Annotated in this window: 15 protein-coding genes; 8 read left to right on the top strand and 7 right to left on the bottom strand. The window is 63.5% G+C overall.

The genetic code is table 11. From position 1 onward, the window contains the following. From CHB97_RS24820 to CHB97_RS24815, 3 genes are all read left to right on the top strand, one after another. The coding region (locus CHB97_RS24820; RefSeq protein WP_305764491.1) for a TCP-1/cpn60 chaperonin family protein at positions 1-246 on the top strand (246 nt) is incomplete at its 5' end. Between the two features lie 268 nt (positions 247-514). Beyond that, complete coding sequence (locus CHB97_RS27005) at positions 515-640, top strand: hypothetical protein (protein WP_256387138.1); 126 nt, start codon at positions 515-517, stop codon at positions 638-640. A gap of 37 nt (positions 641-677) precedes the next feature. Continuing rightward, complete coding sequence (locus CHB97_RS24815; RefSeq protein WP_089290713.1) at positions 678-1,073, top strand: MetQ/NlpA family ABC transporter substrate-binding protein; 396 nt, start codon at positions 678-680, stop codon at positions 1,071-1,073. A 15-nt stretch (positions 1,074-1,088) separates the two neighbouring features. Here CHB97_RS24815 and CHB97_RS24810 read toward each other — a convergent pair whose 3' ends face one another. Further along, positions 1,089-2,201 (bottom strand): cytochrome-c peroxidase, encoded by a 1,113-nt coding sequence (locus CHB97_RS24810; protein ID WP_200820121.1) that lies wholly within the window; start codon positions 2,199-2,201, stop codon positions 1,089-1,091. Between the two features lie 14 nt (positions 2,202-2,215). Then, complete coding sequence (locus CHB97_RS24805) at positions 2,216-4,741, bottom strand: TonB-dependent siderophore receptor (RefSeq protein ID WP_160106251.1); 2,526 nt, start codon at positions 4,739-4,741, stop codon at positions 2,216-2,218. A gap of 423 nt (positions 4,742-5,164) precedes the next feature. Here CHB97_RS24805 and CHB97_RS24800 point away from each other — a divergent pair, with 423 nt between their 5' ends. Next, on the top strand, positions 5,165-5,860 hold the full coding sequence (locus CHB97_RS24800; RefSeq protein ID WP_089290717.1) for an energy transducer TonB: 696 nt from the start codon (positions 5,165-5,167) through the stop codon (positions 5,858-5,860). A 54-nt stretch (positions 5,861-5,914) separates the two neighbouring features. On the opposite strand, the gene CHB97_RS24795 is transcribed toward CHB97_RS24800, so the two are convergent. Beyond that, positions 5,915-8,557 carry a glycosyl hydrolase 115 family protein gene (locus CHB97_RS24795; RefSeq protein WP_200820120.1) on the bottom strand — a complete coding sequence of 881 codons (2,643 nt, stop codon included), beginning with the start codon at positions 8,555-8,557 and terminating at the stop codon, positions 5,915-5,917. Positions 8,558-8,801: 244 nt separating this feature from the next. On the opposite strand from CHB97_RS24795, the gene CHB97_RS24790 reads away from it, so the two are divergent. After that, complete coding sequence (locus tag CHB97_RS24790; RefSeq protein WP_089290711.1) at positions 8,802-10,502, top strand: glycoside hydrolase family 43 protein; 1,701 nt, start codon at positions 8,802-8,804, stop codon at positions 10,500-10,502. Positions 10,503-10,637: 135 nt separating this feature from the next. On the opposite strand, the gene CHB97_RS24785 is transcribed toward CHB97_RS24790, so the two are convergent. The 4 genes from CHB97_RS24785 to CHB97_RS24770 form a co-directional block, all read right to left on the bottom strand. Beyond that, positions 10,638-13,742, bottom strand: coding sequence for a TonB-dependent receptor (locus tag CHB97_RS24785; protein WP_089290715.1), 3,105 nt, complete (start codon positions 13,740-13,742; stop codon positions 10,638-10,640). 148 nt (positions 13,743-13,890) lie between these two features. Then, positions 13,891-15,168: an MFS transporter gene (locus CHB97_RS24780; RefSeq protein ID WP_089290710.1), complete on the bottom strand. Its 1,278-nt coding sequence runs from the start codon at positions 15,166-15,168 to the stop codon at positions 13,891-13,893. A gap of 112 nt (positions 15,169-15,280) precedes the next feature. Then, the gene (gene manD, locus CHB97_RS24775; RefSeq protein ID WP_089290709.1) at positions 15,281-16,489 is read right to left on the bottom strand and encodes a D-mannonate dehydratase ManD; all 1,209 of its coding nucleotides are present in this window, start codon (positions 16,487-16,489) and stop codon (positions 15,281-15,283) included. 21 nt (positions 16,490-16,510) lie between these two features. Then, positions 16,511-17,239 (bottom strand): GntR family transcriptional regulator, encoded by a 729-nt coding sequence (locus tag CHB97_RS24770; RefSeq protein WP_244559697.1) that lies wholly within the window; start codon positions 17,237-17,239, stop codon positions 16,511-16,513. A gap of 230 nt (positions 17,240-17,469) precedes the next feature. Here CHB97_RS24770 and CHB97_RS24765 point away from each other — a divergent pair, with 230 nt between their 5' ends. The 3 genes from CHB97_RS24765 (at position 17,470) to CHB97_RS24755 (ending at position 24,201) form a co-directional block, all read left to right on the top strand. Continuing rightward, on the top strand, positions 17,470-19,608 hold the full coding sequence (locus CHB97_RS24765) for an alpha-glucuronidase family glycosyl hydrolase (protein ID WP_089290708.1): 2,139 nt from the start codon (positions 17,470-17,472) through the stop codon (positions 19,606-19,608). Next, the gene (locus tag CHB97_RS24760) at positions 19,608-21,557 is read left to right on the top strand and encodes a sialate O-acetylesterase (RefSeq protein ID WP_089290707.1); all 1,950 of its coding nucleotides are present in this window, start codon (positions 19,608-19,610) and stop codon (positions 21,555-21,557) included. The genes CHB97_RS24765 and CHB97_RS24760 overlap by 1 nt, the downstream gene beginning before the upstream one ends. 247 nt (positions 21,558-21,804) lie before the next feature. Continuing rightward, a complete protein-coding gene (locus CHB97_RS24755) occupies positions 21,805-24,201 on the top strand; it encodes a glycoside hydrolase family 3 N-terminal domain-containing protein (protein WP_089290706.1) in 2,397 nt (798 codons plus the stop codon). Positions 24,202-24,451 lie beyond the last annotated feature (250 nt).

Genomic DNA, 24,451 nt, shown 5'->3' with positions numbered 1-24,451 from the left:
GGTTCGGTGGTGGCCGGCAAGCTGCTGGAAAGCACTGACACCAACTACGGCTATGACGCGCAGAAGGGCGAATTCACCGACCTGCTGAAGGCCGGGATCATTGATCCGGCCAAGGTGGTGCGGGTGGCGTTGCAGGATGCCGCCTCGGTCGCCGGGCTGCTGATCACCACCGAGGCCTTGATCACCGACAAGCCGGAAAAGAAGACCAACGGTCCCGCCGCACCGGGCAGCGACCTGGATTTCTGATCCCGCTTCCGCCAAACGCCCCCTGTCGCCAGGATGCTTCCGGCCAGACGACAGGGGGTGTGGGATCCGCCGCGGGTTCCCCAATGCTCGCGGCGGATTTACCCGCCAAAACATTTTCAGATCACCCCCCATTTCACAGCGATTGCCGCCCGGAAATTCATGGACGGGCAGGTCTTCAACCCACCGGGAATGCGGAACCGCATCCCCGGTGGGTTGCTGGCTTTGGGCGAACCCGTGCTTGCCGAAATCGAATTTGAAGGAACACCCGATGACAACGCTGCCGGTTCTCGATCTCCGCCGCCTGAATGCCGGATCGGCCGAACGGGACGCCTTTCTGGCCGATCTGCGCGTGGCCCAACGCCATTATGCCGACCTGCTGGCCCCTGGGGCCTGAGATTTTTCCACGATAACAACCGCAATCCAGAGGCCGCATGTCCCGCCCGCTTTCACGCCGTTCCCTGCTGCCCTTGTCCGCCGCCGCCCTTGGCATTGGCCTATTGCCATCCGGGGTGGTGCTGGCCGATGATGCCCCGCTGAAGGTGCTGGCATCGGCCGTGCCGCACGCGGAAATCCTGGCCTTCATCCAGCGCAAGCTGGCACCCGACCTGAAACTGAAGATCATTGAAATAACGGGCGAGTTGCGCGTCAACGACCTGACGCTGGCGGGCGATGTTGACGCCAATTTCTTCCAGCACAAGCCCTATCTGGAAACGGACGAGGCCACGCTGAAGACCACGTTCGCCATTACGGCAACCGTGCATATTGAGCCGTTGGGTGTCTATTCCCGCAAGATCAAAAGCCTGGATGCCGTTCCCAATCTAGCGTGAGGGTAAGTACACTCTTCACAACGTGCGCAGGAAAGCGACCAGGGCTTCGCGGTCCGCCCGCGAGAGATCACGTTTTTGCAGCAAGCGTGTGGTGGTGGGGAAAAGTGGATCATGGGCCTGATCCGCCCGCGGCCGTGGCCGCGCGCCCCCGGCATTATAGAAATTGACCACCCCCTCCAGATTGGGAAACAGGCCATCATGCATATAGGGGCCGGTGGTACCGGCGCCGCGCAATGTGGGAGTACGGAAGGCCCCCACATCCTCTGCCTTGCCCGTCACCGCGTACCGCCCCAGATCCTGGCGCGGACGGCCATAGAAGCTGAGGCCGAGATTATGGAACTTCTCGTCGCTGAGCAGCGGGCCATTATGGCAATTGGCGCACCCGGCCTTGGTGCGGAACAGATGCAACCCCGTTAGTTCCTGATCCGACAGGGATTGTGTGCCCCCTTCCAAAGCACGATCCCATCGGCTGCGACGTGGCATGATGGTGCGCTCAAATGCGGCCAGGGCCAGCGCCACCTGATCGATGGTGACCGGCCCCGGACCAAATACCGCTGCGAAACGGGTTGGATAATCAGGATGCCGGTTCAACCGGGCCTCAATCTCTGCCGCATCGGCGTTCATTTCCACCGGATTGGCGATGGGGCCCTTTGCCTGCTCCTCCAGTGTTGCCGCCCGTCCATCCCAGAAAAAGCTCTTCCGATAGGCCACACCGATCAAGCTCGGCGCATTGCGCGCGCCACGCTGGCGATTATGGCCGAAGGAGGTTCGGATCCCATCGCCCCAACCCAGTTCCGGATTATGGCAGTTGGAACAGGCGATCTGTCCCGATCCGGACAGGAGAGGATCGTCAAACAGCCGCTTGCCCAGGGCCAGTTTCTCCAGCGTGGCTGGATTGTCCGCCGGCTGGGGGGGCGGCGGCAAAGGTCCGAATTCGCTGAAATCAGCCCCCGGCAGCAGGGTCGGGCGCGGCCAGCTTTCCGGCGGACCGGCATAGAGCCGGCGCAGCATCGCCATATCCACCGGAGCTGCCGGATCGCCGGTGGCGGCCTGCGGCCGGCTTGGGGGGGTGGAACAGGCGGCGGCCAGCATGACCGCCGCCAGGGCACCTGCCATCCAGATACGCATGATCGACAGGCCCGTCAGTAGGTGTAGGTCAGGCCCATCCAGATGGATCGGCCCATCTGGTAGGGGTTGGAGGCGCTGGTTGCCGTGTTGGGCAGCGCGTCCAGGAGGTTGGTGATCCGCGCCTCGGCGGTCAGCCCGCCAAGGCCGGTTTCCACCAGTTTGGCCTGCACATTCAGCCCCAGATCCAGCCAGCCATCAAACTGGCGCTGTTCCCATATGTCATAGCTGACGCCGGAGATCGTGGTTCTCCGCCCCGACGCCTGGATACGCTCGAAATCGGCCTTCCAGCGCCCATGCAGCACGGTGGTGATACGGTCTTCCCACCATGTTGAGGTCAAGGCGGCATTGACGTTCCAGGGCGTACTGAAATCCAGCCGGCGGTTGCGGGCCAGAATATCCGCTTCGGAGACCAGCTGTCCTTCAAAGACAACCATATCGCCTTCCGCTTCCAGCGCATCGGCCGGATCGTAATAACTTTCCGAGTTGCTCTTGGTCTTGCTCCAGGCGCCGTTCAGCGCCAAGCTGTGATTGCGCCAGGTGCCGTTCCATTCCACCGACACGCCGCGATACCGGCTCTCCCCGTCATTGCTGACGGTGTAGTTGCGATAGGTGTTGGTGCGCCCGGTCACCGGGTTGACATAGCTGTAGCTGTCCGCTGTCAGCTTGCGGGTGATCTCGTCCTTATTGTTGCGCAGGATACCCTTGACCCGGACAGAACCCCAGGGCAGAGGCGCCGAGAGGGCAGCTGTCCATTCATTGGAATAGGGCGTATCCAGATTGGAATGGGAATAGCGCGTGGTCTTGGAATAGCTGGAAAGCTGCCAATCATCGTTATAGACTTGCCGGCCACCGCTGACGGTAGCCTCGCGCTGGTAGGTGTAACTATCGGGATATTTTTCCCGCAGCGCATAGCCGAGGAAACCACGGCTGTAATAGCGATTGGCCCCCAGGGTCAGCGTTGTTCCCCAAGGCAATGCCGTGGCCACGCTGAGGCGCGGGCTGATATCATGATTACCCAGGAAACTCTCATAATCATACCGCAGGCCTGCCCGCAGATCGAACCGGTTCCAACTGAGATTATATTCGCTCCAGCCGTTGAAGCTGTTCAACCCCACATCGGCTTTGTAGGCCTTATAGACGCTGTACTGGGTCAAGACCGTATCGCCGGCGATGCAGACCAGGCTGGTATTGCAGACGATATTGGCCCCAACAACGCCACGGCTATAGGCGTAGTTATCTTCCGGCCGCTCCTTTTTCGCTTCAACGCGGGTATATTCCGTGCCCAGCCGCAGCGTGCCGGCACTGTCGAACCGGTGGGTCCAGTCCGCCTTGATCGCGGTATCGGTCTGCTGCTGGTTGATATCGCCGAAACCGCCTTCACTGCAATTGGTGCTGCTGCAGAACGACCCGCGCTGCGATCGGGACGACCAGGAATAATGGATCGGCGCCCATTCGCGATCCGTATCCGAATAGGTATGCGACAGCTTCACCGACCAGTCGTCGCGCTGGCCCTTGCGGGCCAGATTCAGATAGCCGGACAGGCCACCGCCATGGGTGCGGGAAAGATCATCGATGCGGTTGTTGGAAGAAAATTCACTGCGATAGGGGCTGTAGGTCAGCTGCCCTGTCAGCAACAGATCATCCGCCAGATCCTGCTCGGCCTTGAGCATGAAATTGTCGCTGGTGCTGGTGCGTGGCGAGGACGTACCGCCATAAGCTGCCGTCTTGTAATAAACAACCTTGGACTGGCTGCGGTTGGCGGCCAGCAGCACACGGGTGCGGTCGGCCAGCGGCATGTTCAGCGTGGTGCCGAAACGGTATTTCTCAAAATCCACCTTCGGGGCCAAGTCAGCGCCATAGGCCGCCCGGTCGGCCTTGCTGACCTTGAAATTCACCATGCCGTCGCTGGTATAGTTGCCGGTAACCGTGGCCCCCCAGCGGGCTTCCGGCTTTTTCGTCTGCACATCCACTACGCCGCCGGTGAAGCCGCCATATTCGGCGCTGATATTGCTGTCTTCAACAACGATGCTGCCGATCAGGGACGGATCAACCCAGATGCTCTGGGCATGATTGCCCGCCACTTCGTAGGCGTCAGCCGGATTGAGAGCACCAGACGTATCAACAACATCCAGACGGGAATTGGCCCCTACCCCATCGATGGCGAAGTAATTGTCGTAATAACGGCCACCGGAAATAGAGATGTCGGACGGGCGAATATCCTGAATATCGGTGGCGTCGGTGCTGTACTGGCTGCGGCTGAACTGAACATGCGGCAGAATCTTCAGCAACTCCATCGCATCGCCATTGCCGGTCTGCCGCGACTGCACCGCTTCCTGACCGATCACCGATCGACCGGTCGCCACCACATCCGTGCTTTCATAGGCGGCCGTCGGCGGGTTGGTGCTCTCTTCGACCGCGATGGTGGGGCGCTGGCCCGTCTCCGCCGTGCCGGCATTCTGCTGTGCCAAGGCGGGCACAGCGAACAGCGCAACCGTGGAAACACCAAGCAAAGCCCGGCCGCGCAAACGACCGCCTGACATGAACCCCATTTTCATCCCCATACTCATCCATTCATACCCATTCGCGCTGATCCGATCTGATCGGTTCGGATCAGCGCCCTCTATCGCCGGCGCCAACATGCCAACGGCCTGGCCTTGGGAGAGGGCTGTACATGGCATATTGCAATTGCGAATGATCTGCAATTTCAATATTGTCACATTTGTCGACAGGCAACCGCAATCCGGTGGCGCCGAACACAAGGGGAGTTTGTTGGATTGGCGGCCGTTGCCTTTCGTCGCCCCGTGCTGGAAAGGGATCACGTCCCGGACAAGGTGGCTTCTGCGCCGGTGCCTGTCCCTTTCCGGTGGCAGGCGCGCAGGCCGCTCTGGCGTCTGCGCACCGGATGCGGGGAGCCCACGGCAAAGCCGCGCGCATTGCCCGCTCTTTTGGTGGCGGCATCCCATATGGCACTCTTGGGGCTGTTCACCATGGGAACGCTGGCTTCCTGGATGCTGGCACTTCCCCATCCCGGCGACGGATCGCGGGGGGCCCGTCAGGGCGCGCTGATCTTGTTGTCCGCCCCTGTACCGCAGCCGCAGCAAGCCGTGCAGACGGACCAGCCCGTGCCCGTGACGGTCTCGCACTGGGTGCCCCCGCCGCCCATGCTGCGGGTAAGCAGCGTCCCGATCCAGATCCAGCCGGCCGCGCCGCAGTCACAACACGCCACGCCCAGCCCTGCCGCTATCTCCCACGCCCCTACCCCATCCGATACGGGCAGCCAGGGCATTGCCGGTGACCAGATGGACCGGCGCAACATGGATACCGGCCGTGATGGCAGTCAGGGCGGCGGCAAGGTTCAGCCCGCTTCCTATGAGGCGGAGGTTCTGGCCTGGATCAACCGGCACAAACGCTACCCCCAGCACGCTATCCAGGCCCGGCTGGAAGGAATTGTCGGGATCGCTGTGGAACTGGATAATTGGGGACGGTTGCTGAAGGTGGAACTGCTGAACAGTTCCGGCCATCGCAGCCTGGATCAGGCCGCCCTGCATCAGGTCAGGGCCGCCGCCCCCTATCCACGCCCGCTTGCAGCGGACTGGCGCCGCAAGCGGATAGAGTTAAATCTGGCGTTCAGCTTGCGCGACCTGCCGGCGGCATCGTAAAGGTTGCTACCGGCTTTTCTGAAACGAGGCTCCTGTTCATCAAGCAAACCCGGATCATTGGCTGACCGTCACGGCCTCCAGCACGGCATTATCATCCAGTCGCCAGACCTTCACGACATGGCGTCCGACGGTCACGCCGTCAAACCGCGCCTGCACCTGGTGCGCATTATTCTTCACCGCCTCCACCCAGGCCACCTGTTCCGGGCTGGTGGCCTCCCCAGGGGTCGGGATCAGGTGCGATTTCACGATCTGGACAGGCCCGTCATCCAGGGAAAGGCCGATGGCGATCCCCTGCCCGCCCCTGGTATCCAGGGTGGGTGACAGCCGCACTGTCACCAGGGCGCTGCCGGCGGCCGGAATCTCCACCCCATATTCCAGTCGCATCCCATCATCGGGTGAGGTTGCCGGGCGGCCCTGCGGCAGGGCCACAACGGCATCCCCCTGGCCCAGATGCGGCAGCACCTGCCAAGACAGGCCCTTGGCGCCCACCGCCCGGTCAAAGGCCGAGGCGGGCAGGTGGATGATCGCGGGGTCGGCCGGGCGGGCGGGGGCAAATCTGATCTGGGCGGCCAGCCGGTCGGGCGGCGTGTCCGCCGATACGCGGCTGATGCTGGGCATGGTCTGATGCGTCGGTGTCTGCCAGATCACATAGCCCATATGGATCTGGTTCATCATGCCGGCCCATTTACCGCCCCGCAGCGCATGATAATGCGCTGTCAGTTCAGCGTCGCGGCGAAAGGTCCGTTCAACCTCATCGGCGAAGAAATTGGCGCGCGGATCATTGCGGCTCATCAGGCGCTTGTTCCACGCCGCCGCGTAATACATCTCATAGAGATTGGCCAGGGCCAGGACGGGATGTTCAACCAGTTGGAAATAGGCGTCCTGCTGGTCGGGGCGCAGCCGGGCCTTGATCGCGGCTACTGTCGCCACCAAGGCCCGCCAATCCGCCACCATAACGCCGAACGGGCCGCCATCCAGCACCGGCCCCATCCCTTCGCCCAGCGGGAAACTGTCCGGGTCGATCAGTTCCGGCTTACGGCGGGCGGCATAGGTGCCATAGGTTGCCATCACCGCGCCGATCTCCGCCCCCAGGGCGGTCCCGAAGGTCTGGCTTGCCCATTGCTGCGGGAAGGCGGCAAGCGCCGCCGGGGTCATGGCTTCCGGGTTCCATGCCATGTCGAGGAAGAAATCCAGCGGATATTCGATCGGCTTGATGTCACCGACATTGACGATCCACAGGTTGCGGGCCCCGCTTTCATAAGCAAGGTTCATCTGCTGCCAGACCTTGGATATCTGGATCGTGTTGATCCATTTATAGTTCCGGGGGCCGCCCACATAATCGAAATGGTAATAGACACCATAGCCGCCGGCCCGATCCAGCGGATCGCGTCCGGGCACGGGCAAGCGGCGGATCTGCCCCCAATTATCGTCGGCGAAAAGCAGGGTCACATCATCGGGCACCCGCATTCCGTGATCATAATAATCCTGCACTTCCTTATAAAGCGCCCAGACCTGCGGTGTCTGTGACGGGGGCTTGCCCGTCACCGTGGCGATGATCTGGCGCTGGTCGGCCACCACCTGTTCCAGCAATTGGGTTGCGGTTCCCTCCGACATCGGTTCGTCACCGTCGCCGCGCATCCCCACGGTCACCAGGCTTTCATAGCCCCGGCCATCACCCTTCGACATCATGCGTTCGATGCCGCCGCGCCAGAAGGCGCGCAGATTGTCGGCATTGCTGGCGTAATCCCAACGGCCGCCGGTAATGCCTTGCTCCTTATTGCGGTGCCATTCCGCCTGGGCCCGCGTCATCGGTTCATGATGGGACGTGCCCATCACCACGCCCATGGCGTCCGCTAGCACCTTGTTCCGTGGATCATCATCATTGAAGGCCTTGGGCGCCCACATGGCCGGCCAAAGGTAATTGCCCTTCAACCGCAACAGCAATTCGAAGACATGGGCGTAAAGATCGGCATTGATGCCGCCGAATTTCCCCTTGGCCCAGCCGCTGAAGGCCGGGTCCTCATCATTGATGAAGAAACCGCGATATTTGACGCGCGGCCGGTCGGCCCGCTGACCGGCAACCAGATACAGGTCGTGCCGGCGCGCCACCGGCACATCGGCCCACCAGACCCAGGGGGAGACACCGATCCGTTCCGACAGGTCATAGGCGCCATAGACAGCCCCCCGGCGATCAGACCCGACAATGACCAGCGCCTGCGGAATGCCCGGCGCCGGCTTTTCCACCACCACCTGCCGGAACCCTTCCCATTCCCCGGCCAGATCGGGCAGCGCCAGCGTACCGGCCGCAACCAGCGCATCAATCGTCGGGCTGGCCCCCAGGACGCCGATGATGATCACCGGCCCCCGCACATCGGCCAGGGTGGCCGGCATGCCCGCTTCATGGCCGCTGACCCGCGCCAGATCGGCGCGCAGGCTGGCCGCGACATGCTGCACCGCCGGATCGGCCGCCGGATCAACATAAACCGGCAAAGGATGTCCCGCCTGGATCAGCGGCAGGCTACCCGGCCGCATCTTCTCACAGACACTGACCGGCTTATCACAGGCGTGAACGGCCGGTGCCGCAGCGATCAGCAGCAGCGCTGTTGCGGCCCCGGCCGCCGACAGCAGCCGTTTCGCGGCCTGTGTGACAGCAGGGCCGGCGCTGCCGGCCGGGCGAAGGCGTATTGCAGGGATCAAGGCGGTTTCCTCGTCAGCAAATGCCGATGTTTGCCATCGGTCGCGGTGCGGGTGGCCCTGCTGTCCGGGATTGATATCGCTATCATCACCGACGACAGGCTGGCCCCTTAACTGGTATGGTAGTATACATGATGCCGGGCGGCAAGATGCTGATCGCCGCCGCCCCGCCCTGACGGGCCGGCTGCATGGCGAAAAGTTAACGCTAACATCATCATCCCATCACCATAAATTATCGGGGGGAAATATGGGTCCGGCACATTGGGCATCGTCACTGCTGCTGTCCCTTGCCTTGTCTTGTGCCTTGCCGGCACGGGCGAATGAGGCGCGGTTTGCCTGGGTGGAATATCAGGGCGCCGATCCGGTTGACGCGGTGGCGACACCCGGCCCGCAGCAGTTCCGCAACCCCATCCTGGCCGGCTTTTATCCCGATCCGTCAATCACGCGGGTTGGCGCCGATTATTATCTGGTGACGTCCACCTTCGCCTGGTTTCCCGGCATTCCCGTCTTCCATAGCCGCGATCTGGTCAGCTGGACGCAGATCGGCAACGCCATCGACCGGCCCACCATGCTGGATTTCGGTGATCTTCGCCTGTCGCGGGGCGTCTTCGCCCCGGCCATCGCCCATCACGCGGGCATATTTTACATCATCAATACCTGCGTTGATTGTGGCGGCAACTTCATCATCACCGCGAAAAATCCGGCCGGCCCGTGGAGCGACCCGATCTGGTTGCCCGACCTGAAGGATGGCATCGATCCGTCGCTGTTCTTCGACGATGACGGGCGGGCCTATATCGTCAATAACGGCCCGCCGGTGGGCGTGCCGCGCTATGATGGCCATCGCGCCATCTGGATTCAGGCCTTTGACACCAAGACCCTGAAAACATTTGGCCCGCGCACCCTGTTGGTTGATGGCGGGGTCGATATCAGGCAAAAGCCGGTCTGGATCGAAGGGCCGCATATCTTCAAGAAGGACGGTTTTTATTATCTGACCGCGGCAGAGGGCGGGACGGCCGTCAACCATTCCCAGGTCGTCTTCCGGGCGGGCGCCGCCACCGGTCCGTTCCAGCCCGGACCGGATAATCCCTTCCTGACCCAGCGGGATTTGCCGGCCGATCGGCCCTATCCCGTGACCTCCGCCGGCCATGCCGATCTGGTGGAAACACAGGATGGTGACTGGTGGGCCCCGTTCCTGGCCGTTCGCCCCTATCACGGCAATGCGTATAATACCGGGCGGGAAACCTTTCTGCTGCCGGTCCGCTGGGTCAATGGCTGGCCGCAGATGACCCGGCCGGGGGAGGCGATTGACCTGACGCCGGCCCGCCCTGCCCTGCCGCCCCAGCCGGCCGCCGCCGTGCCGACCAGCGGCCCGTTCAGCATCCGGGACGATTTCACCGGTACCGTGCTTCCCCCCTATTGGATGACCCCGCGCAATCCCAAGGGCGACGGCTATGACCTGACCAGCCATCCCGGCAGCCTGACGCTGCGCCTGAAGCCGGTGGGGCTGTCCGACCGGGGCAACCCGGCCTTCTGGGCCCGGCGCCAGCAGCATATGAACGCCAGCGTCACCACGGCCGTAACGTTCATGCCGCAGCGGCAGGGGGAACGGGCGGGGCTGGCCGCGATGCAGAATGATGATTTCTGGTACCGCTTTACCATCGAAAAGGCGACAGACGGCCGCGTTGTCAAGGTCGCCAGCCGCAGCGGCAAGGCCGACCCGGCCGATGGGCGCCTGCTGGCCCTGCTGCCGGTGGCGGCGGAAGGGCCGCTGCGGCTGCGGATCACGGCGCGCGGCGGCCGCTATGATTTCGCGGTGGCAGCGGCGGATGGCCCCTGGCGGCCGGTGCTGACGGATGCCGATGGCACCATCCTTTCCACCGCGGCGGCCGGTGGTTTTGTCGGCACCATGATCGGCCCCTTTGCCGAAGTGGCAAGCGGCGGGGATTGACGGCGCCAAAAAAGGAAACGGCCTGCCCCGCAGGACAGGCCGTAAGTGCGCCGGGCCGATGGGAGTGGCGACCCGGCGGGGGGAAGACAGGGGAGGCCCGGCTGGGACGGACGGATCGTCCCAGCCGGTCGCGGATCAGAAACGGCCCCGCATACCGATGGTAATCGTGCGGCCCGGCTCATACTGGGTGAACGTGGCATTCTCGAACTGGTAGTAGCTGCGCTGCTTTGACTTGGTCAGGTTGGTCACATCGAAGGTGATCTGCGGCAGCCCCTTGTAACCGGTCAGCGCATCCAGGTCGAAACTGGAGGAAAAGTCCCACTGGCGGTAATCATCGCTGAACAGGGCCGCTGCCGGGATACCATTCTGGTTGCTGCCGCTGGATTGCGACCCCTTGGTAAAGGTCTGGGAAATCCGCGCGGAAATGCCGCCATGTTCGTAATAGGCGGTCACGTTATAGGTGTAATCGGCCACACCAATGGCCACGGCCGGTGCTGCGCCGCTGCCCTTCTGATCGATGATCGTGGCATTGGCCAGGAAGCCCAGGCCCGGCACGATATCTTCCAGCAGGAAGTCCAGCGGCTGCACCCAGTTGAATTCCAGGCCATTCACCTTCAACCGGCCATCGGCATTGACCTGCTGCTGCAGCACCACGGTCGCCGTATTGGGGCCGCCACGGGCATTGATGGCCGCCTGCTGCGTTGCCGACAGGCTGTCATAAGTCACACCATATTGTGCCAGCGCGGAGAAGGGCACGGTGGTGGAGCCATTGACCGTGAAGCCGGTGATCGATTTGCGGAAGGCGGCAATGCCGATATAGCCCTCCCGCCCGGTATAATATTCGAACCCGAGATCGATATTTTCCGAGAGATAGGGTTCCAGCGCCGAATTGCCCACGGTGCCGACATCGGCCGACGGGCCGGAGAAATTCAGCCCCGGCAACTGGGCATTGGGGTCCGGCCGGGTCATGGTCTTCGACAAAGCCGCACGGACGACGGCATGGTCGGAGACATTATAGGCGGCGGAAGCCGACGGCAGCCAATTATCGTACTTGTTGCTGATATAGACGAAGTTGTTGACGTTGGGATAGCGTGCGCCATCCGGCAGCTGGCCGCCCGGCAGGTCCGGGCGGGCATTGCGCGGATCAGGCAGCGAGACACGGCCACCCACCTCCTGATCGGTCCGCACCCAGCGCATTCCGATATTGAAACGCAGGTCATTGCCGTCAACTTCGCGGATGCCGTTGACCTCACCATAGGCACCCAGGGTCTTCTCCCCGATGAAGCCGCCCGACGCACCGGTGTTGGAGGAGCCGGCTTCCGGCGTATTGTCATGGAACTGGTCATATTTGCTGTCGGCCTTGAACTTCTCCCAATCCACCGTCAGGAAGCCGAACTTGCCGGGCCGCAGATAGTTGGCCAGGGCGCTGCTGGGGATCAGCGAACCGCCATAGGTAATGGGCGCCCCGCCGGCGGAAAAGCCGGTGCCATAGCCGGGATATGTCGGGAAACCGGCCGGCGGCGTGGCCCCCGCCTGGTTAAGGCCGGTGCAGGGCGGCTGGGTATTGGGATTTGGCAGGAAGACAGACGGGTTGTTGCCGCAGACGGCATTCTGCCAGGCTTGGCTATTGTCATAGGCGCTGATCCGCCGGGTTACGTCATCATAGGCGCCGCCAACCCGCAGATTAAGGGTCTCCTCGCCCCAGGTCAGGTTGCCGCGCACACCCTTGGTTTCGGTCTCACGGCGTTCGTCCTGCATATTGACGCGGCCGCCGGTCCAGGCGAACTGTTTGGGATCATTCAGGTCGATGTTGGGCACAATGCTGGGGATGCCCCCATCATTCTTATAGGTGACCGTGACACCGGAGCTGGCCGGCGTCAGCGGCCCGACGGTCGGGGATTCGCGGTGGAACTTGGACTTGGTGTAATTGACCTGCATATCCAGCTTCAAATTATCGGTAATCTGATAATCAAAGCCGGGATTGATGCCGTAAAACTCCGTATCCTCCAGGAAGGGGCGATATTCCAGGAAGAACTGGGCATTGGCGAAGGTACCCTCCGTCACCACGCAACCGGCGGAGCAATCTGTACGATCCACCTTCATGTTCAGCGGGATCATGGCGCCGTTGCGGCCGACCCAGTTCATGTCGACCCGCTCCAGGTCGTTCTTCTTCTTCCCATACATGCCATCGACATAGAAATGCAGGTCTTCGGTGGCATTCAGCTCCAGCGCCACGATGGAGTTGATGCGGTCGCGGGTGCCAAAAACCTCCGCCGGACGGCCGAGGCGTGGGATAAGGGCATTATCGATCTGCTGGAGCGTCAGGCCAGGATTGAGCGCCAGCAAGGCGGCACGGTCCAGGGTAGCCCCCGGCGTCAAGCCATTGCCCGCATTGGCCGGTATCGTGCCAGGGATGGACCAGTTGTTGCCGCCAATGCTGGTGTTGCCCGCAGTGGTAACACAATGTGAGGCACCGCCGCATTGTGCTGCGGTCAGGTTGGCATTGGTCCAGCCGATGGTCTCAAAGCCCGGCGTGCTGACCTGGTTGCGCACGGCGGCAACGCCGATCAGCGCGCCGAACTTGCCCCAGGTATTGCTGGCGAGGGCCGATCCACGGCCGCCCCATTTGTCGGCATTGCTGTTCTTGGTGCCCTGGATGGAATAATTGACCCGCGGCCCTGCGGCATCAAACGGCCGGGCGCTGCGCATATTCACGGTGCCGGCGGCCCCCCCTTCCACCATCCCGGCATTGGGGCTCTTCGACACGGTCAGCTGGCTGAACAGCTCCGTCGGGAACATGTCCAGGTCGACTTCGCGGTTGGTGTTTTGGGAATCAGTGCGGCCGGTGGAAGCGACGGCCACCGGGGCGCCGTTCAACAGCACGCGGGTGAAGTTGGTGCCCAGGCCACGGATGGCAATATTCAACCCTTCGCCCGACACTTCGCGGCTGATGGTGATACCGGGAACGCGGTTGAAGCTTTCCGCAATGTTGGTATCGGGGAACTTGCCGATATCTTCGGCGAAGATACTGTCTTGGAAACCGGTAGCATCGCGCTTGGCATTGGTGGAATTGGCCAAGCTGTTGCGGAAGCCGGTAACGACGATCTCCTCCAGCTCATCCCCGCTGCCGGACACGCGGGCCGTCTGGGCCTGCGCCATCGTCCCGGCAGCGCCGGCCAGACAGGTCGCCAGCAGCAGCGCCTTGGCGGCATAATGATGGTGATGTGAACGCTCTCTCATGGTCATCCCCTCCCTTGGGTAAGGCCATCGCCGATGGCCAGTTATTATTCGAAGATGATAGATGGAAAATGATAGCGCTAACATTTCCGTAAAAGGCCGGCGCGATACTGCCGATTCCCTTACGGTGACAAGGATCAGATGCAGCCTCTCAGCGCACCTCCCCTGCGACAGGGCGCAGCTGCGGCGAAAAGAGGTGAAGCAGCAGCAGGGCCAGCGGATAGGCCCCCGCCGCCACCAGCAGGATCGGCGTATAGCTGCCGGTCGTATCCAGGACGAAACCGGTGAATTTCGACATCAACATGCCACCGACGGCACCGGCCATGCCCCCGATCCCCACCACCGAGGCGACGGCAGTACGGGGAAACATGTCCGATGGCAGGGTGAGCAGATTGGCAGAGAAACCCTGATGCCCGGCCGTGGCCAGCCCCAGCAGCAGCACCGCCAGCCAGAGATGGTCCGCCGAGGTGGTGAAGATCACCGGAAGCACACAGAGCGCGCAGGCGGCCATCGCCCCCTTGCGGGCGCGGTTGATGCCGATGCCGCCGCGCATCATGCGCGAGGACAGCCAGCCCCCCGCCACCGACCCGACATCGGACAGGATATAGATGGCCACCAGCGGCGGGCCGAACCCCTGGAGATTCAGCCCATAGGTCCGGTGCAGGAAATCCGGCAACCAGAACAGGAACAGCCACCAGACCGGGTCGGTCAGGAACTTGGCCAAGGCATAGGCCCAGGTCTCCCGCCGCCGCAACAGCGCGCCCCAGGCGACCCGGCCGACCGGCGCTTCAGCATCGGAACGGATATGGGCCAGTTCCGCCGCCGTCACGCCGGGATGCTGTTCGGGGGAGCGATAAAAGCCAAGCCAGGCGGCCAGCCAGGCAAAGCTGAGCACGCCGGTGATGATGAACGCCGCCTGCCAGCCCCAGGCCAGGGTGATGGCGGGCACCATCAACGGCGTGATGATCGCCCCGACATTGGCCCCGGCATTGAAGATGCCAACGGCCAGCGCCCGTTCCTTCTTGGGGAACCAGTCCGCCACCGCCTTCAGGCCAGCCGGGAAGTTGCCGGCCTCGCCGGCGCCTAAAAACACCCGCACCAGCATGAACTGGGCCAGGGTGGTTGCGGCGGCATGGGCAATATGGGCAAGGTTCCAGGCGGTGAAAGCCAGCGCATAGCCCCAGCGGGCACCGATCAGATCAATGAAGCGCCCGAACAGCAGGTAACAGACGGCATAGGCCGCCTGAAAGGCGAAGACAATGTCGGCATAGTCGGTTTCCGTCCAGCCGAATTCCACGGACAGGGACGGTTTCAGCAGCCCCAGCATCTGGCGGTCGACATAATTGATCACCGTCGCCGCGAAAAGCAGCGCCACCACCATCCACCGTCGTCCCCGCCGCAATTGCGCGCCTTGCACCGTATCCGGCATCTTCTTCCGTTTCCCATCCCGGTCAGCGATGGCAGCGGGGGTTGTTCCCCCGTCCGCCTGGCCATGCCAGCGCTGAACCCTGTTGTTTTAAGACCCGGCTTTCGCCGGGGGATCACCAGTTCCACATGCTGCCGTCACGCAGGCGCGCGACCGGCAGATAGGCGGCGGTATAGGGGTATTTGGCCGCCAGTTCCTCGTCGATATCGACGCCATGGCCCGGCGCCTCGCCGGGATGCAGGGCACCGTCTTGATAGGAATAGGCGTGCGGGAAAACGGCATCCGTTTCCGCATTATGGATCATGTATTCCTGCACCCCGAAATTGGGCACAGAGAGATCGAAATGCAGCGCCGCCCCCATGCAGACCGGGGAAAGATCGGTGGCGCCGTGGCAGCCGGTGCGCACCTGATAGAGGTCGGCCAGCGCCGCGATGCGCCGCAGATGGGTGATGCCCCCGGCATGAACGACGGTGGTGCGGATATAATCGATCAGCTGGTTCTGGATCAGCTCGCGGCAATCATGGATGGAGTTGAACACCTCCCCCACCGCCAGCGGGGTGACCGTGTGCTGGCGGATCAGCCGGAAGGCTTCCTGATTTTCCGCCGGCGTCGGATCTTCCATCCAGAACAGCCGGTAAGGTTCCAGGGATTTGCCCAGCCGGGCCGCTTCAATCGGTGTCAACCGATGATGCACATCATGCAGCAGATGCAGATCCCAGCCGAACTGCTCACGCGCCGCCTCAAACAGCTTCGGCGCAAAATCCAGATAGGGTTCGGTTGCCCACAGCGTCTCATCCGGTGTGGCGGCACGGATGGCCGGCTCATAGGCCTCCCCCTTCTGCACGCCATAGACCTTGTCCAGCCCCGGCACACCCGCCTGCACGCGGATGGCCTTGAAGCCCTTCTCCCGGTAATAGGCGATGCGGTCCATGGCTTCGGGAATGTCCCGCCCATTGGCATGGGCATAGACCATCACCCCGTCGCGGCACTTGCCGCCCAGCAGCTGATAAAGCGGCATATTGGCCATCTTGGCCTTGATATCCCACAGGGCCATATCGACGGCGGCAATGGCCGACATGGTGACCGGCCCGCGCCGCCAATAGGCCCCCTTGTAGAGATATTGCCAGATATCCTCGATCTGCTGCGGGTCGCGGCCGATCAGGCACGGGATGACATGGTCGGTCAGATAGGACGCAACCGCCAGTTCCCGTCCATTCAAGGTGGCATCGCCAATGCCATACACCCCTTCGTCGGTGATGATCTTCAAAGTGACGAAGTTGCGCCCTGGCGACGTGACAATGACATAGGCGTTGGTGATGCGCATAGGCTGGCTCCTGGCGGGGCTCTATGAAGCCGGATCGCCGAGATCATGGTTGAACAGGGCGGGGAACCGCTTTTCCAGCTCCGGCAGGGAGGTGAGGATTTCCCGCAAGTGGGTGCGCATGGCCGCCTGGGCGGCGTCGGCATCATGCGCGGCAATGGCATCGATAATGGCCGTGTGCTGGTCCACCAGTCGGGCCAGCGGCGTGGCATCAGCTATGGAAAGGTAACGCACGCGGTCCATCTGGATTTTGGTTTCCTCCACCACGCGCCAGGCATAGTCGCAGCCGACCGCCAGCGCGATGTCGCGGTGGAACGCTTCATCCAGTTCCATGAAGCGGTTATTGTCACGGGCGGCCACGGCCGCCATCTGCTGCTTCAGCGTGGCGCGGAAGCCATCGATATGGCTCGGGGTGGCCTCTGCGGCGGCACGGGCAACGACCGCCATTTCCACCGCCTCCCGCACGAAGCGGGCATCAAACACCTGACGCACCGAAATTTTCACGATGAAGGAGCCGCGTTGCGGCTTGATCTGCAACAGGCCGGCATCGGCCAGCTTGATGAAAGCCTCCCGCACCGGCTGGCGGGAAACACCCAACTGTGTCGCCACCTCCTGTTCCGACAAAGCCTGTCCCGGCAGGAACACCATGCTGACAATGGCGCGGCGCAGTTCCCGGAAGACGCGGCGCGCCACCGGTTCGTTGCTGTCCATGTCGATGGGCCGCAGGCCCGGCCGCTCCAGTTCCCGTTCCAAAGGGTCTCTCCCCCAACATTTCACCGTCAATCCGCCGCAGGCAGCGGGATTTTCAGTGCGGCAATCTATCAAACATCGTTGCCGTTACCATTCATGTATACTACCATACCAGTGACGGTCAAGAGCCACTTGCCAAAATTTGATAACGCTACCAAATTACCATCGGTTGCGGATCGCAAGGACCGATCCACACCAAGCCGCCCGGCAGAAGCGGCGATCAGGGAGGAAACATGACATATCTCCACCGCCTGCTGGCCACGGCGCTGCTTGGGCTGGGCCTGGCGCTTCTGGGGCCGGCTGCCCTGGTCCGGGCCGAGGATGGCTATGACCTGTGGCTGCGTTTCCGGCCCCTGCCCGCCCCGGTGCTGGCGCAGGTGACACCGGCGCTTGGCGCCATCGCCGCCAGCGATCCTGGCCTGCTGGCCGTGCAGGAACTGTCCCGTGGCCTGTCGGGTCTGCTGGCGCGGCCTGTCGCCATCACTGCTGATGCGCCGCTGCGGATCGGTCTGGCCGGTGACCCGGCCATCCGGGCCCTGGCGCTGCCGCTGGCGGGGTTGGGCCGCGACGGCTATGTCATCCGCCGCCAGGATGGCCGCACCATCGTGGCGGCGGAACAGGCCCAGGGGCTGCTCTATGGTGCGTTCCACCTGCTGCGGCTGGCGCAGGCCGGCCCCCTGGCGGAACGGCTCGATATAAGGGAGGTGCCGCGAATCGACCGCCGGCTGCTCAACCACTGGGACAATCTGGATCGCCATGTTGAACGCGGCTATGCCGGGCAATCCATCTGGGACTGGCACAAGCTGCCGGATTGGAAAGACCCGCGCTATCAGGACTATGCCCGCGCCAATGCCTCCATCGGCATCAATGGCACGGTGCTGAACAATGTGAATGCCAACGCCACCATCCTGACCGACCCCTATCTGGAAAAGGTGGCGGCCCTGGCCGATATCTTCCGGCCCTATGGCATCCGGGTCTATCTGACGGCGCGTTTTTCCGCCCCAAAGGAGATTGGCGGGCTGCCGGTGGCGGACCCGCTGGACCCGGCCGTCGCGGCCTGGTGGAAGGCCAAGGCGGACGCGATTTACGCCCGCATCCCGGATTTTGGCGGCTTTCTGGTCAAGGCCAATTCAGAGGGCCAGCCGGGCCCGCAGGATTATGGCCGCAGCCATGCCGATGGCGCCAATATGCTGGCCGATGCGGTGGCGCCGCATGGCGGTATCGTGATGTGGCGGGCCTTTGTTTACAGCCACGATGTGCCGGATGATCGCGCCAAACAGGCCTATGATGAATTCGTGCCGCTGGACGGCAAGTTCCGCGACAATGTGCTGGTGCAGGTGAAGAACGGCGCCATCGATTTCCAGCCCCGCGAACCCTTCCATCCCCTGTTCGGTGCCATGCCGAAGACACCGTTGATGATGGAATTCCAGATCACCAAGGAATATCTGGGCTTCGCCACCCATCTGGCCTATCTGGCACCGCTCTATCAGGAAACGCTGCGGGCCGACACTTTCCGCCCCGGCAAGGGCGCCACCGTGGCCCGCGTGGTGGATGGCAGCCTGGATGGGCATACATTATCGGCCATTGCCGGGGTGGCCAATATCGGCAGCGACCGCAACTGGACCGGCTCACAATTCGATCAGGCCAACTGGTATGCCTTTGGCCGGCTGGCCTGGAACCATGATCTGACATCGGAAACAATCGCACGGGAATGGATCGCCGCCACCTTCAGCCCCGATCCGGCCGTCATCGACCCGGTGCTGGCGATGATGCTGCCGTCACGCCAGGCGGTGGTTGATTATATGACGCCGCTCGGCCTGCATCATCTGATGGGCTACAGCCACCATTACGGGCCCGGCCCCTGGGTGGGGGGCGGGCCGCGTCCGGACTGGACATCGCTTTATTACCACCGCGCCGACAAGGATGGCATCGGCTTTGACCGCACGCGGCGCGGCAGCAACGCCGTTTCCCAATATGCCAAGCCCCTGGCCGACCGGTTCGACAGGGTGGAGACGACACCGCCGGAATTCCTGCTCTGGTTCCATCATCTGCGCTGGGACCACAAGATGCCGTCGGGCCGCAGCTTATGGGCGGAACTGCTGCACCATTATGGGCGCGGCATCGCCACGGTTGACCAGATGGCGGCCCATTGGGCGGGGTTGAAGGGGCGGATCGACCCGGAACGCCATGCCGAAGTTGCGGCCTTTCTGGCCATCCAGCGCCGGGAGGCGCAATGGTGGCGTGATGCCAGCGTCGCCTATTGGCAATCGATCAATGGCTTGCCGCTGCCGGCGGGGGAGGCACCGCCGCCGCACCCGCTCGCCTATTACCAGTCGCTGCAATTCCCCTTTGCTCCAGGATCTGGCCGGTGATGAAACAGCCCCTCCCCCGCTTTGCCCTGCTTGTCGCGTCGCTGCTGCCGGTGGGCATGGCCCCGGCGCAAGGCGCGCCGCTGCTGCACCCGATGTTCCAGGATCATGGCGTATTGCAGCGTGACCGGCCCATCCCCGTCTATGGCCGTGCCGCCCCCGGTGCCACGGTGACCGTCTCGCTGGGGCAGGCCAGCGTCACAGCGACAGCCGGCCCGGATGGCCACTGGCAGGCCGCCTTGCCGGCGCTGCCGGCCGGTGGTCCCTTCACCCTGACCGCCAGCGACGGCCCGCACCAGCAGCAGGCGGCCGATATCATGATCGGCGATGTCTATCTCTGTTCCGGCCAGTCCAATATGGAATTGCCGGTGCAGCGGGCGCTTGATACCAACCGGGAAAAGACGGGCGCTGTTCATCCGCACATCCGCTATCTCGGCATCCCCCATGAAACGGCGGCGGTACCGGGTTACCAGTTCAGCAACCCCGTCCGCTGGCAGGCGGTGACGCCGGCGACGGTGACCGACATGTCGGCCGTCTGCTATTTCTTCGGGCGGGAGATGCGGCGCCAGGTCGATGTGCCGGTGGGGCTGATCAACAGCGCCTGGGGCGGCTCGACGATTGAATCCTGGATGCCGGCGGAAGAACTGGCGCGGCAGCCCGACTACCGCGCCGGGCTTGACATGCTGGCCAGATATGCACGGCAGGACCGGGCCGGTCTGGTGCAGTTCGTCACCACCTGGCAGGAATGGTGGCGGCGGACGGGCCAGCCGGGGCAGCCCTGGCGCGAAAATCTCGCCCAGGGCCAGGGCTGGCGCCCCATGCCGGACACGTTCCGCCCCTGGGAAAGCTGGGGCGTGCCGGAGATGGCGGCCTATGATGGTTTGGTCTGGATGCGCGCCGCCGTCACCCTGACGGCGGAACAGGCGCGCCAGGCGGTGGCGCTGCGCCTGGGTCCGGTGGACGATTCAGACGTTACCTGGGTCAATGGCGAACCGGTCGGCAGCATTAACGGCCCCGGCACGCCCCGGCGCTACCCGCTGCCCGCCCGGCTGCTGAAGGCCGGGGAAAACACCGTCACCCTTGCCGTCATCGATGGCTATGGCGATGGCGGGCTTTATGGCTCAGCCGCCGCCCAGGCCATTGAACTGGCCGATGGGACGCTGATCCCGCTGAAACTGCCCTTCCAGTACAAGCCCAGCCCGACCGACATGGCGCAGACACCGCGCGCGCCCTGGGGCACGGTCGATGGTCTTTCCACCATCCATAATGGGATGCTGGCCTCCATCGGTCCCTATGGGCTGCGCGCCGCCCTCTGGTACCAGGGGGAGAGCAATGCCGCCCAGCCGGTGCGCTATCAGGCCCTGCTGGGTGGCCTGATGGCGGGCTGGCGCCGGCAGTTCGGCGCCGACCTGCCCTTTCTGATCGTGCAATTGCCGGAATGGGGCTATCCGGCTGACCACCCGATGGAAAGCAACTGGGCCCGGCTGCGCTGGTCGCAGCGCCAGGCGGTCGATGCCGATGCGAATGCCGCCCTGGCCGTCGGGCTGGGGGGTGGCGACTGGTACGATATCCATCCCGCCAACAAGCAGGTGATCGCCCGCCGGCTGGCGCAGGCGGCGCGCAAGCTGCTGCGGGGTGAGGCTGTGCCCGCCTCCGGTCCGGTGCCGGCCGCCATCACCCGCCAGGGCGACAGCATCCAGGTCCGCTTCACCGATATTATCGGCACGCTCGCCGCCCTGTCCTATCACCGGCCGGTCGGCTTCGAACTCTGCGGCGATGCGCCGGACAGCTGCCGCTATGCCGATGCCACCCTGTCGGGCGACACGGTCACCCTGGCCGTTGGCAACGGCCCGGCCGCCCGTGTGCGCTATTGCTGGGCCGACAGCCCGATCTGCAATCTTTATGACAGCGCGCGCCAGCCGGCCGGGCCGTTCGAAGGGCCGGCGAAGTAATACCAACCCGCCTAAAGGTTGACCTTTAGGCGGGTTGGAGGCCGGCGACCGCCGGCCCGCCGCTTGGTAGCGGCGTAAGCCAAGGGCGCGGAAGCGCCCGCCCGGCGCATGAGGGAACACGAAATCTCCCTGGATCGGTCACGATCAAGGGAGATTGGTATAAAGGCACCCGCCCGCTGCCGGGGCGACAACAAACCCGCCCCTGATCAACATGATCATAATAGCCTGATATAAAGGGAGGAATTTGATGACACCCACCTTGTCCCGCCGTCATTTCGGTGTCAGCCTGCTGGCCCTTGGCGCAGCAGCCGGCTTCACGGCCCGACCGGCCCTGGCAGCCCGCGAACCTTATCGTGACCCGTCGCTGCCGGTGGCGCAGCGGGTGGACGATCTGCTACGGCGGATGAATCTGGAGGAAAAGGTCGCCCAGATGATGGGCGTCTGGCAGGAGAAGGACAAGATCCAGGATGATAAGGGCGCCTTCTCCGCCCGCGCGGCGAAGCAGAATTTCCCCCATGGCATCGGCCAGATTTCGCGGCCGGGGGATCGGGTGGGCACCAAGAACAAGAAAGGTGAGCCCATTGCCGCCGGTGCCAAGGCCAATGTGATCAACCGCGAAGGGCGCGAAGCGGCGGAATATGCCAATGCCGCCCAGAAATGGGCGGTGGAGCAGACCCGGCTGGGCATTCCCCTGCTGCTGCATGAGGAGGCGCTGCACGGTTTTGTCGCCCGTGGTGCCACCAGCTTCCCGCAATCCATCGCATTGGCCTCATCCTGGGATCCGGCCATGGTGGAGCGGGTTTTCAGCGTCGCCGCGCGGGAGATGCGGCTGCGTGGCGCCAATCTGGCGCTTGCCCCCGTGGTGGACATTGCCCGCGACCCGCGCTGGGGCCGGATTGAGGAAACCTATGGCGAAGATCCCTGGCTGGTCGGGGAAATGGGGCTGGCGGCCATTCGCGGTTTCCAGGGGACAACGCTGCCGCTGGCCCGCGACAAGGTGTTCGTCACCTTGAAGCACCTGACCGGCCATGGTCAGCCGGAAAGCGGCACCAATGTCGGCCCGGCGCAGATTTCCGAACGCACGCTGCGGGAAAATTTCTTCCCTCCCTTTGAACGCGCGGTGCGCACCCTGCCCGTCCGCGCGGTCATGGCCTCCTATAATGAGATTGATGGCGTTCCCAGCCACATCAATAAATGGCTGCTGCAGGATGTGCTGCGCCAGGAATGGGGCTTCCAGGGCGCTGTGGTCAGCGATTATTTCGCCATCCGCGAATTGAAGACCGTGCATTCGATGATCGCTGACCTGCAGGATGGCGCCATGCGCGCCCTGGATGCTGGCGTCGATATCGAACTGCCCGATGGGGAGACCTTCCCGGCCCTACCGGCCCTGGTGCGGGCCGGCAAGGTTGCCGAAGCCCGGATCGATGAGGCGGTGCGCCGGGTATTGCGCATGAAGTTTGAAGCCGGCTTGTTCGAAAACCCCTATGTTGATCCAGCCCTGGCCGATGCGCAGACCGCCAACGCCGACGCGCTGGCCCTGGCACGGGAGGCGGCCAGCCGCTGCCTGGTGCTGCTGAAGAACGAAAACAGCCTGCTACCGCTGGATGCCGCAGCGGCCGGCACCTTGCTGGTGGTCGGCACCCATGCCCGCGACACGCCGATCGGCGGCTATAGCGAGGTGCCGCGCGCGGTGATCAGCGTTCTGGATGGGGTGCGCGCCGCCGCCGGTCCGGCGCTGAAGGTCGATTATGCCGAAGGTGTGCGCCTGACCCAGGCACGGGTGTGGGAGGCCGATGAGGTTGTGCCGGTTGCCGATGCGATCAATGACAATCTGATCGCCGAGGCGGTGGCCAAGGCCGCCGGGGCTGACCATATCCTGCTGGTGCTGGGCGAGAATGAACAGCTGAGCCGCGAGGCCTGGGCCAAGACGCATCTGGGCGACCGCGCCAGCCTGGAGCTGTTCGGCCGCCAGAAGGATCTGGCGGAAGCGCTGTTCAAGCTGGGCAAGCCGGTGATCGTGCTGCTGCTGAACGGGCGGCCGCTTGCCGTCAATCTGCTGGCCGAAAAGGCCGATGCCCTGCTGGAGGGCTGGTATCTCGGCCAGCAGACCGGCCATGGTGTGGCCGATGTGCTGTTCGGCCGCGTCTCGCCGGGCGGCAAGCTGCCGGTCACCATCCCCCGCAATGTCGGCCAGTTGCCCGTCTTCTATAATGCCAAGCCGAGCGCGCGGCGCGGCTATCTGTTTGATGATGTGACGCCACTGTTCCCGTTCGGCTATGGGCTGACCTATTCAAGCTTCACCGCCGATGCCCCGCGCCTGTCCAAAACCGCCATCGGGATTGAAGAGCAGGTCGAGGTCAGCGTCACCCTGCACAATAAGGGCAATCGCCGCGCCGATCAGGTGGTACAGCTCTATCTGCGCGATCTGGCGGCCAGCGTCACCCGCCCGGTGAAGGAACTGAAGCGGTTCCAGCGGGTGACCCTGGATGCCGGGGCCAGCACCAGCCTGACCTTCACCTTAGGCCCGGATGATTTCGCCATCTGGGACATTGCCATGAAACACCGGGTGGAGCCGGGCCGCTTCACCATCAGTATCGGTTTTGACAGTGTCGATCTGCAATCGGTTGACCTGCAGGTCGGGTAATGGGACGGGGCGGTGTTGCCTGAACACCGCCCCATTCTGCACCAGCCCCACTTGCCGGACGGTGGCCACATAAGCATACCATCGTGTAGAAGGCGGGTATCAATGTTCACAGAGCTGGTCCCCCGTGACCGGACAGTTTTTGTTCGGCGTTAAGCTTGGACTTGCCCTGGAAAAGTGGAGAGCCAATTTCTCGGCGTCAGGTGGCCGCCTCGAACAGGATCGGGCTTTTGTAGCCCAATGCCGAGTGCCG

The organism is Azospirillum sp. RU38E (assembly GCF_900188385.1).
Lineage (GTDB): Bacteria > Pseudomonadota > Alphaproteobacteria > Azospirillales > Azospirillaceae > Niveispirillum.
This window is presented reverse-complemented; position numbering and strand designations above follow the sequence as displayed.

Coding starts and splice junctions, on each gene's coding strand:
- CHB97_RS27005 (WP_256387138.1), top strand. CDS start 515: ATGACAACGCTGCCGGTTCTCGATCTCCGCCGCCTGAATGCCGGATCG.
- CHB97_RS24800 (WP_089290717.1), top strand. CDS start 5,165: ATGGCACTCTTGGGGCTGTTCACCATGGGAACGCTGGCTTCCTGGATG.
- CHB97_RS24755 (WP_089290706.1), top strand. CDS start 21,805: ATGACACCCACCTTGTCCCGCCGTCATTTCGGTGTCAGCCTGCTGGCC.
- CHB97_RS24810 (WP_200820121.1), bottom strand. CDS start 2,201: ATGCGTATCTGGATGGCAGGTGCCCTGGCGGCGGTCATGCTGGCCGCC.
- CHB97_RS24815 (WP_089290713.1), top strand. CDS start 678: ATGTCCCGCCCGCTTTCACGCCGTTCCCTGCTGCCCTTGTCCGCCGCC.
- CHB97_RS24805 (WP_160106251.1), bottom strand. CDS start 4,741: ATGTCAGGCGGTCGTTTGCGCGGCCGGGCTTTGCTTGGTGTTTCCACG.
- CHB97_RS24765 (WP_089290708.1), top strand. CDS start 17,470: ATGACATATCTCCACCGCCTGCTGGCCACGGCGCTGCTTGGGCTGGGC.
- CHB97_RS24780 (WP_089290710.1), bottom strand. CDS start 15,168: ATGCCGGATACGGTGCAAGGCGCGCAATTGCGGCGGGGACGACGGTGG.
- CHB97_RS24785 (WP_089290715.1), bottom strand. CDS start 13,742: ATGAGAGAGCGTTCACATCACCATCATTATGCCGCCAAGGCGCTGCTG.
- CHB97_RS24790 (WP_089290711.1), top strand. CDS start 8,802: ATGGGTCCGGCACATTGGGCATCGTCACTGCTGCTGTCCCTTGCCTTG.
- CHB97_RS24760 (WP_089290707.1), top strand. CDS start 19,608: ATGAAACAGCCCCTCCCCCGCTTTGCCCTGCTTGTCGCGTCGCTGCTG.
- manD (WP_089290709.1), bottom strand. CDS start 16,489: ATGCGCATCACCAACGCCTATGTCATTGTCACGTCGCCAGGGCGCAAC.